The following is a 15988-nucleotide window of genomic DNA, read 5'->3' on the forward strand; positions in this document are numbered from 1 at the left end:
TGACCTCTAATCAGCATTATTTAATAAGGAAAAATCTATAGTTTTTTTAGATTTTGGTGTTAGCTGCACAATCTTTTCCATTGACACAGCCCAACTCAGGCGAATAATCATTTTATGTAATTGCTCATCTGTCTTGGAGCCGTCCTGAAAAACAGAAGGGACATCCCACACAGGATAAGCGTGCATTCCATTTACACCCACAACCTTGCCCTGACGATTCAACAGCGGCCCTCCACTCATGCCCTTTTCAAGATTATTCGTGTACCCTAACTGATAGCCTCCTTCTAAAGGTTTGGGTAGCACCAATAAAACTTTACCTGTAGTCAAGGCAAAATTTTTTACTAGAGAGCTGTCTTCTGTGGCAGGAAACCCGCCACTAAACACTTCATCGCCCACTAGTGGAGAAGAACCAACAGATGCTACAGCATAGATTTTGCTTTTACTGTGGAATTTCAATAAAGCTAAATCATTGTTGCCAAAGTTTAAGCCTTTAGGTAAATCTGCTGCATAGATTTTACCATCTGGTGTTTGAATGCGATAGGGGCGATCGCCTGCTTCTAATACATGAGCGTTGGTCAAAACTGTATAACTAAAATTTTGCTTTTTCAGTATAATTCCTGAACCTAAAAAATCTGCCGCTAAAATTTTCACAGTGATAGATTGGGCTTTTTGGTAAAGTTTCTGGCTTTGGTATTGAGCAGAAACACTAAGAAACGGTGTCGATGCTGACAATGCCATCGATACACTGCCAATCCAAATAACCAATCTCAATTTACGCCAATTCATGTCGGTCTCCAGGTAATATGAAATTGCTGGCGTAGTCATAGCCCCTTGGAGACATGAATATTATCTGAATCCTAATTTGACTCACTGTTTAGCTCATCTGTAGCGTTGTTCAGATACTCATCAAAAATAATATTTACGGTGTCTTCGCTAGTTTCATTCAATACATTTCCAGCTACCAATCCCCGACGATTCAATAGCCTTCGCATAGTCAGTTTAGCATTACTACCACGCTTGAGAGTAAATAACAAAGTGCTATTTGTACAAGCAGCATTTTGGTTAGGAGCCGCGCATACAACTGTTTCTCCTCGAAGCGTTCCAGTTTTGATGTACTTTAGCGTACCATTATCATAGCTCCTTTGAAATCTCCGAGATACCTCCTGACAACGGCGTTCATTTGTCCACTCTTTGGGGAAATAATCTTGAGAAACCCATCTAATCATTGGTACTTTTCTGCCATCTTGGGTACGTGCAAATGTGATGGGTACACCATTACTCTTGGCACAGTAAAATGTTGTACCACTAGCATAGCTAGGCTGATTGATGGTTGCAGTTGTAGTAAATGCACTCAGCGCAGCTGTAACAATACCTATCAACCTTTGATTAAATAACTGGAGTTTCATTGTTTTACTTTTCATACCGATATGGTTGAGTTAAAAATCCGGGTCAACGGCCCTTTGATTGTATCTAACACATTAATAGGTGTACAATCAAAATAACAGATTTATCATCTAAGTGTTGGGTAATATTTAATAATGTGTTTCTTTCAGTTTTACCTATTATTAATGCTTATTTAAATCTGGTAAATTTTGTAAATTAATGATACATATATAATGAAAAAGTCATTCGCAATCAGAGCAGAATTACTTTATCAAAAGGTGAAACAATATTGGCGATCGCCCAACCGTTGGTTTGTAGATACACCAGAAAGGGCACTCATAGATGCTTACGAAGCTGCTCAGAGAATTAAAACAATTGAACTTGAACATTTTAATGGCAAAAAAATCTCTTCTGCTTCCGGAAAATACACTGAAAATGTCATGTCTTATTGGCAAATATACCTTGATAAAAATTTAGCTATTATCAAGATTAGACTAGCAGAATTCACACTCAGTCGGACAATTATCGACATCTCGAATTCTACCTTGTTAGAAAAATTGCAAGTAATTGATGAAATTGTAGAAAAATACGCCATTAAAAATCAACTCATTGATTCTCAATCACAAGAAATTCACAAAACTAAAACCAAAAATACTTCAGAATCAGTTGATATTAATGAAATTAAAAGTACATCTCCATTTGAGAAGACTGGAGTCTTTCCTGGGTCTATTGGTAGGAGTATCAATGTAATTAAAGGAGATTTTTCACCCCATGCAGAAGAAAATTTTGCCAGAAATTATCGATTATCGAGAAATAGGACAAGAATTGCCCTCAGATTTTTTCTGATTTTAATTCTTGTACCCCTTGTAACTCAGCATTTATCTAAAGAATTATTAGTAAATCCCATAGTAGAAAAAATTCGAGGTGAGAATATCAATCAAATCTTTATTAATTCTGACATGGAAGAAGAGGCTCTCCAAGAATTACGTAATTTTCAAGCAGAATTAAGATTTGAATATTTACTGCATCAAGCGCCACAATTATCATCCCAAGAGGTACAAAAAAAACTCAAAGAAAAAGCATCTGAGATAGCTGAAGAATTCCGGGTCAAAAGTAATAGTAGTATTAGTAATGTTTTTGCTGATTTAATATCCTTAATTTCTTTTGCTTTAGTTATCAATTTTAGTAAAAAAGAAATTGTAATTGTTAAGTCGTTTATAGATAATATTGTCTACGGACTGAGCGATAGTGCTAAAGCCTTTTTAATTATTTTGTTTACAGATATATTCGTAGGATTCCACTCACCGCATGGATGGGAAATTCTTTTAGAAACATTGGCAGAACATTTAGGTTTGCCAGCCAATACCAGCGCCATATATTTATTTATTGCTACATTTCCTGTAATTTTAAATACTATCTTTAAATATTGGATATTCCGGTATCTGAGTCGCCTATCTCCTTCAGCATTAGCTACATTAAAAGAGATGGATGAATAACTATAGCAGTCTGATTTGATTAATAGACTTCTTGCATAAGTCGGGAAAAGGGGGTGCATGTTTGGTATTTTCCCTTTCCCCTTTGACCACAAGAGTCCAAAAAGCAATTGATTGCAACAGGTCTAAGTAGATAGTCATGATTAAATCTAAGATGTCATTGCGAGCGAAGCGAAGCAATCGCAAAGTCTCTGGGATTGCTTCGCTTCGCTCTCTACGAGACGCTACGCGAACGCAATGACAGAACATATTATATTTATTTATGTCCATCTACTTAATGAACTGAACTGTATAAGCAGGAAATAGGGTTATAAGGGAACTCCAAAAAATAAATTATTCCGGTTGCGATGCGATCTTTGACTGCTGAGTGTCAACCGTCAACCGTCAACAGTTAACACTCTTTCGTGAAATATTTTTTTACTTGCAAGTCCCTCAAAGAGTCCAGTTATTCCAAGTTCGGATAATCACTTATTCAGGACTTACGCAAAAATAACGTAATTCCGTCATTACGAGCGATAGCGTACTCCTACCCAGAAGCAAGCTACGCGGAGCGTCTCGTAGAGAAGTAATCCCCCCTGACGCTGGGATTGCTTCCCTACACTCCGTTTCGGTCGCAATGACAATATCGGCGTTGCGTAAGTCCTATTATTATCAAAATCTCTGCCTTATCGAAGTTCTGCGCCGCTTAGACTTCTCTTGGGGTCGCCGTGTCGCCGCGTCAGTCCATTATTCATTCACCAGTCGGACTCTAATACCAACTGAATTCTGACTCCTGACTTGTGAATTCTGTTTTGAGAACTCAGAATTTAAAATTAACCAGACTTGGATATCCAAGGTCAATAATTTGAATAAAATGTAGTAATCCAGATGACAAGCCTTTATCTTGAGATATGGGGTTGTTCTCTTGTCCCCTTGTCCTTGTGAGGCCTGGTATGGATTTTGAAAGCAAAGCTAAAACTTCAACTACAACAAATAATGTAGATTTTGCTCAACCAACTACCACTCGTAAGTCACTAGAATTACTGCGAGACACTGAGGCTTTGTTTCGTCGCCCAACTGTAGCAACACTAGTACCAATCTTACCACCAAAACTCAGCGATAGATTGCAAACAGCTTCGTCTTTAGCAGATGACTCTTTTAAAGAACTGTCAGAAATTGACCTAGACAATATTAGTGATTTGGAACTGCGGCCTGCACGAATTTTTCTTGGCTTAAGCTTTATCGGTTTTAGTGCGTTGATGATATTAGTACTTTTATTGTACTTAAATACTTTACATCCAGAACTGAATGCAATAGAGCAGATTCGACAATATTGGTATGAATATGTTTGGTTTGTTAGTTTAGGGATCGCAGGAATGTTTATGTTGGGTCGTGAAGCCATGCGTCCGATTCCAAAACGGCGAAAATGAGGAGACTTTATACATGAATTATGATGCTTTTATTGTTCCACCAGGTTCCAAGATTTCCTTGAAAAAAAACTATGACCCAGCTTATAAAAGCGATTTGTATCAAAAAGTAGATGCTCTAACTAAATTAAAAGCAGATATTGAGCGATTAGCAAATTACCAAAATATTCTCTATGCTCAAAATACTTATGCTTTGTTAATTATTTTTCAGGCTATGGATGCTGCTGGAAAAGACAGCACAATTAAACATGTGATGTCTGGCGTTAACCCCCAAGGATTCCAAGTATTTAGTTTTAAGGGGCCGAGTGCCGAAGAATTAGACCATGACTACCTATGGCGAACAATGAAAGCTTTGCCAGAAAGAGGCCGAATTGGTATATTTAACCGTTCTTATTATGAAGAAGCTTTAGTGGTTCGCGTCCATCCAGAAATGCTCAAAAAGCAACAACTACCGAAATTTCCGGAGGGAAATCAGATATGGAAACAGCGCTTTCAAGACATTAACAACTTTGAAAAATATCTAGTAAATAACGGTGTAATTATTTTAAAGTTTTTTTTAAATGTCTCCAAATCAGAGCAGAAAAAGCGATTTTTGCAAAGAATTGAATCACCGGAAAAACATTGGAAATTTTCCGCTAGCGATGTTCGAGAAAGAGCTTTTTGGAATGATTACATGGATGCTTATGAAGAAGTTTTTAATCACACTAGTACAAAATGGGCACCTTGGTATATTATTCCTGCCGATCGCAAATGGTTTACCCGCTTAATAGTTGCCAATATCATCTGCACAAAACTAGAAGAACTAAATCTAAAATACCCGATAGTCACAGAGGAACATAAACAACAACTTTTAGAAGCAAAACGCATTTTAGAACAAGAAGATTCCTAAATAAAGGGAACTCTAAAAAATCAATTATTTTGGTTCTATTCTTTGACGGTTGACAGTCAACAGTCAACCGTCAACAGTCAACAGTATTCTATGAATTATGTTGAATTGGTATTACCAGGGGCCCCAAATAGCAAAGGTTATTCCTGGGGTTTGTACGTTGACAAACATTGTCTGACCATCGGGAGAGAAGCAAACCCCAGCGAATTCTGATGTGTTGAGGGCATTCCTGGCAAATTTGTAAAGGCTACCATTGGGAGTAATGCCGAGAATGTAATCTGTTCCATCCCCATCTTCGCAAAGAAAGATGTCCCGGTTAGGGAAAATCACAATATTATCTGGATTATCTAGCACACCAGAATTGTTGGGTTCAATATAAAGTTCAACAGTATTATTAGTGGGCGAATAACGCCAGATCTGCCCATCTCCAGAACTACCCCCACTCTTGCAAGTGAAGTAGACATAACCACCGCCATAAAAAATGCCTTCCCCACCTGAAAACCTGGCAGCACCTTTGTTATAACCTTCTGTTCTGACAGTATCAGTGGTGGGATCGGGATTGGTAATCTGTACCCATTCCACCGCCCTGGGGGTATTTTTTGGAAAACCTGTAGCTGTGTTAATTCCAGAAGACCCTGTAATCTTTAGGGCGTATAGCAAACCGCCTGCACTCAAGTTGTTGCTTTGGTTGGGAATGAAGCGGTAGAACAACCCGTTCCCCTGGTCTTCAGTCATGTAGATATACCCTGTGTTGGGGTCTACAGCAGCAGCTTCGTGATTAAAACGCCCCATTGCGGTGAGTGGGACGGGAATAACAAAAGTAGTTGCACTACTGGGAACTTCAAACACATAGCCATGCTTCTTGCTGTTATTGGTTTCAAAGGTTTCCTCACAGCTTAGCCAAGACCCTGAAGGCGTAGGGCCACCGGCACAATTGCGAATGGTTCCTGCTAGAACTCCCCGATGTTCTATCAAGGTGCGGGAAGAACTAACAACCAATTTAGTGCAACCGCCCCTGGCATTTGTGTTGTACTTCCTGCTATTGGGAGCGCCCAAACCATTGCTAGAAGTAGGAGTGAGTTCGTGGTTGCGAATTAAAATCGTATTTCCATTAGCTCCGGCAAAAGCACCCATACCATCATGACCACCAGGTACTTGGTAACCATCATTCATCGTTTGGCCTGTTTCTGACAGCCTGCGGTAAGTGAATCCAGCTGGCAAATCTAATACTCCGTTGGGATCGGGCACTAAACTGCCGTAGGGGCCTGCTGCGATCGCTGGTTTAGCATAAAAGGCTTGTAAAGGAGATAGCAGGACGGCCCCTGTAGCTGATGCCCCTGCCAAGGTAAAAAACTTACGTCTTGATAGATTCAATGTATGCTTCCTAAAGATTTTCCATGAGGCTTTAGCCCGCCTCAATTATCTGGGATGAGCAGTTTATTTGAATTTAATAAGAGGTTAAAAACAGTTTATTTAATGGATTAAATTTATTTAGAAAATATTTAGTGGTCTTTTTTAATTAGTTCTGACAGTTTTAAGTAAGGAACCGCAAAGTACGCAAAGTACGCAAAGAAAGAGAAAGATTTTCTTCCTTTGCGCTCTTTGCGTCCTTTGTGGTAGCCTGCGGCAAGCCGCTACGCGTCTACGTTTTTTTTACCTTCAAAATTAATGCGATAAACCACTAGCTTGGTCAAAATAAAATATGATTTTTAGATAAGTTCTTAATAGCTTTATTGGATAAATAAATCAAGAAAAATTAAGAATTGCAAAACTTAAAAAATAGTAAAGCTGCTCTACCGCCAGCCCCAAGTTGATACACAAAAAAATCAAAATATTAGAAACGAGATAGTACAAACTGCGAAATTTTAATACATCCTGTTGACAATTCTCGAATTTTAGTTATGGGAATTTCCCTATTCCCTTGGAAAATTCTGCTGTAAAATCAGTTTGCTGGGGTACTCAGCAAAATTGCAATTTTAGATTTTTGTGATGTGCTTAGTCAGTTACCAACTATCAACGCCCTAAAACAGCCCACAAGTTCTGCTTGGATCGAACAAGCGATCGCTAACTTAGATATCATCTTACTCGACCACTCCCACTGCGAACGCAAAGCCGCAGGCGTGGCCTTGAACTTTATGTTCCGCTACCCTTCCAATACTAAAATGGTGCGGGAACTAACAGCGATCGCCCGCGAAGAATTAGAACACTTCGAGCTAGTTAACCAATGGCTAGAACGGCGGAATATTCCCCTAGCTCCCCTACCACCACCACCTTATGGAGCCGGTTTAAAAGCTGCTGTACGTCCTCAAGAACCCCAACGATTTTTAGATTCCTTACTAGTCACTGGCTTAATCGAAGCTCGCAGTCACGAACGTCTGGGATTATTGGCTGCTTACTGTCCAGAGCCAGAATTAGCAAAATTTTATCGCGGTCTCATGGCGTCCGAAGCGCGCCACTACGGTATATATTGGGTTTTAGCTGCTACTTACTTCGACAAAGAAATTGTCATGCAACGCCTTGATGAATTAGCAATTGTTGAAAGTGAGCTGCTGGCGACTTTGCATCCAGAACCTAGAATTCACAGTTAGTAGACCAAGGTCACTATGAAGCTTCAGCTAACACACTTGAGATTGCTTGTCTCCAACTACAAAGATTCTTTTTTGTTCTACCGAGATCTGCTAAAGTTTGATGTCGATTGGGGCGATGAAAATAGCGGATATGCTGAATTGAACACCGGACATCTCAAACTCGGTTTATTCAAACAGGAATTAATGGCTCAAGTAGTCCCAAGAATCGATCAACCTTCCTACGTTGTCAATCGAGATAAAATTGTCTTGATTTTCGCAGTGGATAACGTGGATGAGGTCTATGAACAAGTTAAAAATGGTAATGCGATCGTTGTCACTCCACCCACAGACCGTCCAGATTGGGGAATCCGCACAGCCCATTTTCGCGATCCTGATGGAAATTTAATCGAAGTTTATAACAATTTGGGAATTGTTAGTTAAAAATAACTCACAACATTTTAGATTTTAAATTTTGGATTTTGGATTACAAATTCAAACAAAATTTAAAGATTTGAAGCATAGTTTAATACATAAATAAACTGCTTGCAAAACCTCTAGTTCCAGAGCCTTTATTGCTCTATTGCCTATTCCCTATTCCCTGTTCCCTGTTCCCTATATTGACATTTCTAATTAAAATAAACGCACAGGTTTAGTCTGCAAATTAGAAGCAATTGAACTCACTCGATCCACCACAGAAATCATATATTTATAATCCGGTACTTGTCCGTTGGGTACATAGCCAACTTCTTGAGCTAAACCTGAAGGTAAATCACTCATTACTTTGCGGATGAATTCTTGACGGTTACGCTCTACATTAGGCCCAATTAAAACCACACCCAGTGGTACGTAGTGGGGATCTTTAAATAGGACTCGGAATTCTGTCCCTCTCAACTGTGGAGCGTAAATACTCAAATCAGCTTCGGATACTGCACAAGCGCTGGCTTTACCTTGAGCTACTAATTCCAGCCCTGCTTTTGGTGTAGGTGCAAACAATATTTCAGATAAAATCGTACCATAAAGGTTGTAAAGGGGAAAATAATATCCAGTTGCTGAACCTAACTGACCTAAAGCTAGTGTTTGATTTTGTAGTTGTTTTAATTCAGAGATTGAACTGTCCTTGCGAACAACAAAAATTGAACGCAAATTACTAATACCTACTAAAGGAAATAAAGGAATATATTGGTAGCGTGCGATGCTGATAGCTGCTAAACCTGGTGGCGCAAAGACCAAAGACCAAGCACGAGCCTGAAGGCGCTCGACTGCTTTGTTTTCATTAAAAGCAGGCTCTAATTGAATATATGAGCTTGTTTTTTCACCCAAATAATTATTAAATTTAGCATATTGATTAATTATTTGTTCGCCTCCACCATAGTTAATAACACCAATAGTTAACGGGCCTTCAAACTTTCGTCTTTGTTGACAACTAGCGAATGTCAAACCTAGCAAATGAAACAGAAATAAACGACGGGAAAATCGCGAAACCATCACTAATTATGATTGAGAAAATAACTTGAGTTAGAGAACTAAATTCAAATAAACTTATTTCCAGCTTCAAGAGACGAAAATACGACAATAAATTAATATTTATTAATTGGGCGATCGCCACTTTTTTAATAGGTATAAATAAATATTAAACAATCTTGTATCCCACCTTTGTTACTTAAGTTATGTTAAACAACATTACGTTAAAAAACTTAAAAATAGGGTCGAAATTTAATTTACTTTTAATATTAGTTTTCATCGTGAGTATTTTGGGAAGTGGACTTGCCTTATCCAGTGTACTTCAGGCAAGAGCGCAAAATGAAGTTACTTCCCAAGCGCAGATTCTCATTCAAATGGTGAATGCAGTTAGAAACTATACACAGGTTCGGATAGATCCCTTATTAGCACCTAGACTAGAAACCAATCCTACATTCATGCCTGAAATAGTGCCAACTTTTTCATCAAAAGAGGTTTTTGAGAATTTTCGCAAAAAAGCTGAATATAAAAACTTTTTTCATAAAGATGCAACACTTAATCCCACAAATTTAGCAGATAAAGCTGATACCTTTGAAACTAAACTTGTAGAGCGTTTTCGCAACGAACCAAACACCTTAGAAATTACTGGCTTTCGCACTTTATCAGAACAGGAAGTGTTTTACATTGCGCGACCACTCAAAATTACACAGCAGCAATGTTTACGATGTCATTCTACACCAGATCAGGCCCCTAAAAGCCAATTGGCAACTTATGGCTCAGAAAATGGTTTTGGCTGGAAACTCAATGACATTGTCTCTGCTCAAATAATTTCTGTGCCTTCAGAAGAAATTTTTGCCAATGCCAAACGTACTTGGATATTGATTATGGGGCTTTTGATTACTATTTTTGCAATTATAATTTTCTTGATTAACTTTTTAATCAAGAAAGCCGTAATTCAACGAATCAAAAGAATCGAAAAAATTGCACAAAGAGTTAGCACTGGTGACATGACTGCTGATTTTGAAGAAATATCTAATGATGAAATTGGTGGATTAGCAGAAGCATTTAATCGCATGAAATCCAGCTTAAGAATAGCTATGGATATGTTGAATAATCAGAGTTAAGGAATTATGGGTATGGGGCATGGGGCATAGGGTGAGGGGGTAGACAAGGGAGACAAGGGGGACAAGGGAGACAAATTGCAACAATTCTTTCCCCTTATCCTCTTCCAATGCCCAATGCCCAATCCCCAATGCCCATTCCCCGATTTAAGAAAGTAAACGTTGCTCAAATTGCAAGGCTTTTTGAGCTTCAGGAATTTTTGAGGCTAAAATTTTTACTAGTTCTGTGCGAGAAACTTGTCCAGAAGATTTAAGAGTTTTTTGGACTAGGAATTTTGCGATTGGGCCGATTAAATTAGCTAATTCGCGTTCGCATTTTTCCACAAATTTGTCGTTGATGACTTCTTCTTGATTTGGTGAATTATTTGAACTAATGGATGAATATTCAGATTTAACAGTTAATTCTTGGATTAAAGTAGGTTTCTCGAATAAAAATGTTGTTTTGTTATGAAAATCAACAAGTTGATTACCTCGCAAATGAACTTTCAATTGACTAATTAATTCTTCGTAGTTGGCTGCTGAAGTTGTAACTTGTTGCAGTAATCTTGGGGCAACAGGGCCGACTAATTCCAAAAGAATTTTTTCTAAGCGTTTGTAATTTTCTGGAGACAAGATAGCAGCAGCCGAATAGCCAATTGAGTTTTGTTGAGCAAGTGAAGTTTGAGGGGGTTGTGTAAAATGTGGAGGTTGGGGCGATCGCACTTCTACTTTGCGATCGAGATGCTCAAGTATGCGTAGAACTTCAGCCGCAGACTGATAGCGTTGTTTAAAGTGGTGTAGCACCATCTTAGATATAATCAAAGCCAACTCAGAACTGACATTAGCCTGATGCTGCCAAGAAATTTCTCCTGTATCTGAATCTTCCTCAAAGTTTGTCGGATGTAAACCCGTCAACGCTTGGATAGCAATAATACCCAACGAATAAATATCACTGTTGGGGCGTGGCTTACCTTGTCCCTGTTCTGTAGACATGTAACCTGGAGTGCCAATAATAATACTAGCCCCAGAATGCCCTGAAACAGTCAGGAGTTGAGTTTGCATTTGTTTGACCGCACCAAAGTCAATCAGCACTAACTTACCATCTTGTTGCCGCCTAATTATATTGTCTGGCTTGATATCCCGATGAATAACGTTATGGCTGTGAATAAATTGCAGAATATCCAATATTTGTTTGAGGAGTTGAATTACTCCATCTTCTGTCCAACGTCCGTTGGGAGGTAGTTCTGCTTTGAGAGTATGCCCTTCAATGAAATCTTGCACCAAGAAAAACTCTTGGTTGTGTTCAAAATACGCTAAAAGCCGAGGGATTTGGTCATGGGTTCCCAGTTGTTCTAGTGTTTCCGCCTCACTGGTAAATAGCCGTCTGGCAGTTTGGAGAAATTCAAGACTGGGAGTGACTGGCTTGAGGTGTTTGACTACACATTTCGGAAAACCCGGCCTGTGGGTATCTTGGGCAATGTAGGTTTGACCAAACCCTCCTCCACCTAAAACTTGAAGGACTTGGTAACGTCCGTCTAATAACTGTCCTAACATTGTGTTACTTGCTTAAGTCCTCAAATTTATCTTGGCACAACTACCAGCTCTAGAAAAATTTTTTGAACAAGTAAGTAATCAACCTTAAAAAATGTAGGATAGATTCTTTGCGATTCCTTCGCTACACTACGTTCAGTTCGTAATTAAATTTGACGTTTAATTATGTTGAATTACTTAATACAAATTCAAAAATTCAAAATTCAACAATTATGACTTTATCTAAGTTTGGGGCTTTAAATATGTTGGCAAATTTTAGATAATTGGTGTAACTATAGCAATCATATTTCAATTACGAAGAATATCGGTGTTGACTGTTGACAGTCAACAACTCCAATACGTAATATTTCACAAATTATTTGGAATTGCTATATTTAATTATTGTTAAATTTCCAGATTTTTTTAAATATTTTTTGTGAAAAATTATGTTGAATTTTGAGCCTAAGAGCTAATGGGTAAACTTAAGTAAAGTACTTGTCTAATAACGGTTTCAGTAAATTAATTCCATACAACATTTATTTACTGAAACTCAGACCTAGCAATTAGTTGAGTATCCTTAAGAATTTTTTAGGAATTAGCTCTTAGTATCCAGAATTCTTTAGTACTTATTGGTTTCAAAACTAAAGTAAATTCTGTTTATGCAGTTTTATTTACAAAGTAACCCCTTCCCCTAAAGCTCAACTTATAAGCTAGCGGGGCTTGAGGAACTTCGTTGAATGTGGAATTTTCCTCAACAAGATAACCAACGCCACGATATGTCAAATTATGACCAGACGTAAGCGCTTGTTGTGTTTTTTTACTGCCAACTTGCCTTGGGTTATATTCATAACTCAAACCACGATAGTGAAGTTTCATAATTTTTGCCTCCTGAATAAATGTTATCCAATAATGTTGATGAATTATCAGAAGATAATTGGACAGTTATGCAAACTTTTTCAGGAACAGGTTAAAGCATTAGCCGTCTAAAGTGAAAAGTCATAGGGCATAGGGCATAGGGCATAGGGCATAGGGCATGGTGCATTTGCTTCCCCTGCCCCCTTCGCCATCTCCCGTATGCCTACCCTTTGCATTCTGGGGTAACGTGGTTAACAATGGGTTGAATGTTTTTTAAATGATTCAATCTTATGCCTAGAACTCCAAATGAGTACGCCGTATACCTTCTACTGGAAACTGGCCACCGTGAAGAAGTACGTTTTCCTACTATTCAAGAGTTTCAAAAGTGGTATAGTGGCGAACTTGTGCCCAAATCTGGTTCCAGTGACTTTATTAGCGTCCCGATCAAGAATATTCAGGGGGAGTATATGGTAGTACGCCCTTCTCGGATTGTCGCAATCCGAGTAGAACCTGTTTTTAGTTCCAGCGTTGAAAGATTCAACTAAATGATGAGAAAAACCCTTGCTTTGCTTTCCTTGAGTCTGGGAATCGCCTTTGTAAATCCTATGCTGTCGGGTATTGCTCAGGTTCCTAATTTACAGCCCTTGCCAATACCGACTTCTCCCGAACTGCCACCTCTGCCAGCGCCAAGTACACCTGAGGTAACACCACCGCTAAAACCAGTTGCCATCGGAACTGATTGTACGCTGCGGCAGAGTTGCTTGGGTTGGGATGACCAAATTTGGGGTCAAACGGGTAAAACAGGCGTTGGCGCTTCGCCCACCGGAGGCGATCGCCTTGCTCTATTGGCTTCTATTGACAACAGTTTGCGTTACTTAGCAAAGGACGAGGCGATCAAAGCATATCAAAATTATCCTATCAAGGAAATTACGCTGGATCGCGTCCGCCGCAGTTTATTACGTTTTCGCCAACTAATTGTTAGTTCTAAGTCTCCAGCCCAATTACAAGCTGCTGTCCGGCGGGAGTTTGATTTTTACCAGTCTGTAGGCAATGATGGCAAGGGTACTGTTAAATTCACTGCCTACTACGAGCCTGTTTACACTGCTAGCCGTGTCAGGACTGCAACATATAAGTATCCTCTTTATCGGTTACCACCTGATTTCAACCAATGGGCCAAACCCCACCCCAAACGAATTGATTTGGAAGGAAAGGATGGTTTATTAGGCAATAAGAGCCAACTGAGCGGTTTAGAAATACTTTGGTTTCGCGATCGCCTAGATGCATATATGATACATATTCAAGGTTCTGCCCAAATTAAATTAACTAATGGCAAAACAACGTCTGTTGGTTATGCCGGCGGAACTGATTACCCTTGGACTAGTATTGGCAAAGAACTAGCTAAAGATGGCAAACTCCCCTTAGAAGGATTGACAATGCCACGTTTGATTAGTTACTTCCGGCAAAAACCCCAGGAGTTGAATAATTATCTGCCACGCTGGGAAAGATTTATTTTCTTCCAAGAAACAGGAGGTAGACCAGCTACCGGCAGTATTCATGTGCCAGTCACAGCAGAACGTTCCATTGCCACAGATAAGTCTCTCATGCCTCCGGGAGCGCTAGCACTAATTTACAATTCATTCCCCTACCCCGCCACTGGCGGCAAACTCGAAAGGCGTACTGTTAGCCGCTTTGTCCTTGACCAGGATACAGGAAGCGCCATCAAAGGCCCCGGACGAGTAGATTACTTTATGGGATCTGGGAAATTAGCAGGCGATCGTGCTGGCATCACAGGCGGTAATGGTTCACTATATTATTTATTGCTCAAAGAATAAAGTTAGGAGTTAGGAGTTAAAAGTGAGAAGTTAAGAGTTATAAGTTATAAGTTAGGATTTTGGAGTTTAGAGTTTACAGTTATTAATTCATAACTCCTAATTTTTCACTCCTCATATCAAGTTCGGATAATCACTTATTGTTAAAATTTCTCCCTTGTCCCCGCGTCTTTGCGTCCCCGCGTCAGTCCTAACGATAAGTCTTCACCCGAACATGAGATCACTCCTCACTTCCAACTCCTCACTCTTCACTCCTAACTCCTAACTTTTAACTCTCCCTAATACGGCGGATAAGCAAAATCATCTTCATCAGCATATACGTAAGAACCAGAAACCCCTGCCATTGCCATTTTTGGCGTTTCTGATTTCACAGGTTCCTTACCAAATTCTTTGTGTTCTTCAAAAGTTTTGCAAATCATTGCAGACTCTACAGAATCCGAAGCAATTAAATATTGTGTTAAAGTTCCTACCGTTGGATGTTTGTAATCCACAGTTGAAGCTACTAAAACGGTATTTGGTTCAATGCCTCTTTCTTCACACTCAATAATCGGGCAAAAAATTCCGTGGGCGTGGAATAAAGGGCCTTTTGGTGACAAGGGTTGCTTGCGATATACAGCATAAGCCTTTTCCAGTTCTGCAAGGAATCCACTAACTATTTTCCCTTGTTGAAACTCGCAGTAAGTTTTGCTGAAACTCGCTCCAGCAGCGCCATTAAGTGTTAACTGTAGTGGTGATTGATGTAAAAACTTTTTATTCTCTCCCACTATAAAAATTAGATAACGAGTAAAAGTTTTAAATTTAAGTTTGTCTGCTAAAAAAGCATCATAGTTATCTTTGAGCGTACCCAGTTTGAGACCCGTTTCCCGGTCTTTCACAGACAACGGCCCCCGTCGCACTATAACCAAGCGTGGAGTCGTGCTGATAAAGACAGTTTCCACACCAGAGGTAAATTCATGCTCTACTTGCTGCCAATTTTCATCTGGTACAAAGCCCACAGCATTGGCATTGTCAAGCTTCAGCGCCAAACCGTAAGATTGCATACCATCTGCGCCATACCGAGGATTAATCATCTGACACCAGGGGATGACTTGAGAAGGCGGTGCATTAAATTTATCGTCTTCAAAGTCGAAATTAGCAGATGCTTTCATCGTTTTAGGCTATCAAAGTGTTTTCTTGAACAAGTTTATCGGCAGGAAGCTGATTTTGGTGAGACAGTTATGTGCTGTCTTCAAATTTAGAAACAACTAGGTTACAGTTAGTCGAACGATATGGTATAATTTAATACCAAAAAGAAGTACCGAACGTCACACCAAACTGCCATAGTAGTTTTTCCAGAGTAAGGCAGAATCAATCTATGTTGCAATCCCTGTTTCGTTTTTTAACAACAGGCATGGGGCATGGGGTATGGGGCTTTCTAGGAAGTGTGGGAGGTGTGGGAGGTGTGGGAGGAAGGAGGGGGAAGCATAAATTCTCTTTCCCCC

The 15988-nt window shown here is 39.4% G+C and carries 15 protein-coding genes; 8 read left to right on the forward strand and 7 right to left on the reverse strand.

The genetic code is table 11. The features are described from left to right. Positions 1-6 precede the first annotated feature (6 nt). Both VF06_RS27055 and VF06_RS27060 read right to left on the reverse strand, forming a co-directional pair. On the reverse strand, positions 7-786 hold the full coding sequence (locus tag VF06_RS27055; RefSeq protein ID WP_099070100.1) for a S1 family peptidase: 780 nt from the start codon (positions 784-786) through the stop codon (positions 7-9). 71 nt (positions 787-857) lie between these two features. Further along, entirely contained in the window at positions 858-1406 is a 549-nt protein-coding gene (locus VF06_RS27060) for a COP23 domain-containing protein (protein ID WP_099070101.1), read from the reverse strand. Between the two features lie 210 nt (positions 1407-1616). On the opposite strand from VF06_RS27060, the gene VF06_RS27065 reads away from it, so the two are divergent. From VF06_RS27065 to VF06_RS27080, 3 genes are all read left to right on the forward strand, one after another. Next, the gene (locus VF06_RS27065) at positions 1617-2879 is read left to right on the forward strand and encodes a proton extrusion protein PcxA (RefSeq protein WP_099070102.1); all 1263 of its coding nucleotides are present in this window, start codon (positions 1617-1619) and stop codon (positions 2877-2879) included. Between the two features lie 929 nt (positions 2880-3808). Then, positions 3809-4285 (forward strand): hypothetical protein, encoded by a 477-nt coding sequence (locus VF06_RS27075; protein WP_099070104.1) that lies wholly within the window; start codon positions 3809-3811, stop codon positions 4283-4285. Between the two features lie 13 nt (positions 4286-4298). Further along, positions 4299-5171 carry a polyphosphate kinase 2 family protein gene (locus VF06_RS27080; protein ID WP_099070105.1) on the forward strand — a complete coding sequence of 291 codons (873 nt, stop codon included), beginning with the start codon at positions 4299-4301 and terminating at the stop codon, positions 5169-5171. Between the two features lie 111 nt (positions 5172-5282). On the opposite strand, the gene VF06_RS27085 is transcribed toward VF06_RS27080, so the two are convergent. Further along, entirely contained in the window at positions 5283-6542 is a 1260-nt protein-coding gene (locus VF06_RS27085) for an alkaline phosphatase PhoX (protein WP_099070106.1), read from the reverse strand. A 617-nt stretch (positions 6543-7159) separates the two neighbouring features. Here VF06_RS27085 and VF06_RS27090 point away from each other — a divergent pair. Continuing rightward, positions 7160-7756: a MiaE family protein gene (locus VF06_RS27090; RefSeq protein WP_099070107.1), complete on the forward strand. Its 597-nt coding sequence runs from the start codon at positions 7160-7162 to the stop codon at positions 7754-7756. Positions 7757-7771: 15 nt separating this feature from the next. Next, positions 7772-8176, forward strand: a complete 405-nt coding sequence (locus VF06_RS27095) for a VOC family protein (protein WP_099070108.1) — start codon at positions 7772-7774, stop codon at positions 8174-8176. Positions 8177-8365: 189 nt separating this feature from the next. Here the strand turns inward: VF06_RS27095 and VF06_RS27100 are convergent, their stop codons facing one another. Next, positions 8366-9220, reverse strand: a complete 855-nt coding sequence (locus VF06_RS27100) for a phosphate/phosphite/phosphonate ABC transporter substrate-binding protein (protein WP_099070109.1) — start codon at positions 9218-9220, stop codon at positions 8366-8368. Between the two features lie 182 nt (positions 9221-9402). On the opposite strand from VF06_RS27100, the gene VF06_RS27105 reads away from it, so the two are divergent. After that, positions 9403-10317, forward strand: a complete 915-nt coding sequence (locus VF06_RS27105) for a Tll0287-like and HAMP domain-containing protein (protein ID WP_099070110.1) — start codon at positions 9403-9405, stop codon at positions 10315-10317. Between the two features lie 144 nt (positions 10318-10461). Here the strand turns inward: VF06_RS27105 and VF06_RS27110 are convergent, their stop codons facing one another. Together VF06_RS27110 and VF06_RS27115 are read right to left on the reverse strand one after the other, a co-directional pair. Then, complete coding sequence (locus VF06_RS27110; protein ID WP_099070111.1) at positions 10462-11847, reverse strand: serine/threonine-protein kinase; 1386 nt, start codon at positions 11845-11847, stop codon at positions 10462-10464. Between the two features lie 633 nt (positions 11848-12480). After that, positions 12481-12699, reverse strand: coding sequence for a DUF4278 domain-containing protein (locus VF06_RS27115; protein ID WP_099070112.1), 219 nt, complete (start codon positions 12697-12699; stop codon positions 12481-12483). 269 nt (positions 12700-12968) lie between these two features. Between VF06_RS27115 and VF06_RS27120 the strand changes: the two genes are divergently transcribed. Together VF06_RS27120 and mltA are read left to right on the forward strand one after the other, a co-directional pair. Next, on the forward strand, positions 12969-13223 hold the full coding sequence (locus VF06_RS27120) for a hypothetical protein (protein ID WP_099070113.1): 255 nt from the start codon (positions 12969-12971) through the stop codon (positions 13221-13223). A gap of 3 nt (positions 13224-13226) precedes the next feature. Next, entirely contained in the window at positions 13227-14510 is a 1284-nt protein-coding gene (gene mltA / locus VF06_RS27125) for a murein transglycosylase A (RefSeq protein ID WP_099070126.1), read from the forward strand. Positions 14511-14785: 275 nt separating this feature from the next. On the opposite strand, the gene VF06_RS27130 is transcribed toward mltA, so the two are convergent. Next, positions 14786-15655: a DUF5895 domain-containing protein gene (locus VF06_RS27130; protein WP_099070114.1), complete on the reverse strand. Its 870-nt coding sequence runs from the start codon at positions 15653-15655 to the stop codon at positions 14786-14788. Positions 15656-15988 lie beyond the last annotated feature (333 nt).

It is taken from the genome of Nostoc linckia z4 (assembly GCF_002608075.1).
In the GTDB taxonomy this organism is placed as follows: Bacteria; Cyanobacteriota; Cyanobacteriia; order Cyanobacteriales; family Nostocaceae; genus Nostoc; species Nostoc linckia.

What these genes read in the sequence shown, in the direction of transcription:
- VF06_RS27055 (WP_099070100.1), bottom strand. Translation starts at nt 786, where the DNA reads ATGAATTGGCGTAAATTGAGATTGGTTATTTGGATTGGCAGTGTATCG.
- VF06_RS27060 (WP_099070101.1), bottom strand. Translation starts at nt 1,406, where the DNA reads ATGAAACTCCAGTTATTTAATCAAAGGTTGATAGGTATTGTTACAGCT.
- VF06_RS27065 (WP_099070102.1), top strand. Translation starts at nt 1,617, where the DNA reads ATGAAAAAGTCATTCGCAATCAGAGCAGAATTACTTTATCAAAAGGTG.
- VF06_RS27075 (WP_099070104.1), top strand. Translation starts at nt 3,809, where the DNA reads ATGGATTTTGAAAGCAAAGCTAAAACTTCAACTACAACAAATAATGTA.
- VF06_RS27080 (WP_099070105.1), top strand. Translation starts at nt 4,299, where the DNA reads ATGAATTATGATGCTTTTATTGTTCCACCAGGTTCCAAGATTTCCTTG.
- VF06_RS27095 (WP_099070108.1), top strand. Translation starts at nt 7,772, where the DNA reads ATGAAGCTTCAGCTAACACACTTGAGATTGCTTGTCTCCAACTACAAA.
- VF06_RS27100 (WP_099070109.1), bottom strand. Translation starts at nt 9,220, where the DNA reads ATGGTTTCGCGATTTTCCCGTCGTTTATTTCTGTTTCATTTGCTAGGT.
- VF06_RS27105 (WP_099070110.1), top strand. Translation starts at nt 9,403, where the DNA reads ATGTTAAACAACATTACGTTAAAAAACTTAAAAATAGGGTCGAAATTT.
- VF06_RS27110 (WP_099070111.1), bottom strand. Translation starts at nt 11,847, where the DNA reads ATGTTAGGACAGTTATTAGACGGACGTTACCAAGTCCTTCAAGTTTTA.
- VF06_RS27115 (WP_099070112.1), bottom strand. Translation starts at nt 12,699, where the DNA reads ATGAAACTTCACTATCGTGGTTTGAGTTATGAATATAACCCAAGGCAA.
- VF06_RS27120 (WP_099070113.1), top strand. Translation starts at nt 12,969, where the DNA reads ATGCCTAGAACTCCAAATGAGTACGCCGTATACCTTCTACTGGAAACT.
- mltA (WP_099070126.1), top strand. Translation starts at nt 13,227, where the DNA reads ATGAGAAAAACCCTTGCTTTGCTTTCCTTGAGTCTGGGAATCGCCTTT.
- VF06_RS27130 (WP_099070114.1), bottom strand. Translation starts at nt 15,655, where the DNA reads ATGAAAGCATCTGCTAATTTCGACTTTGAAGACGATAAATTTAATGCA.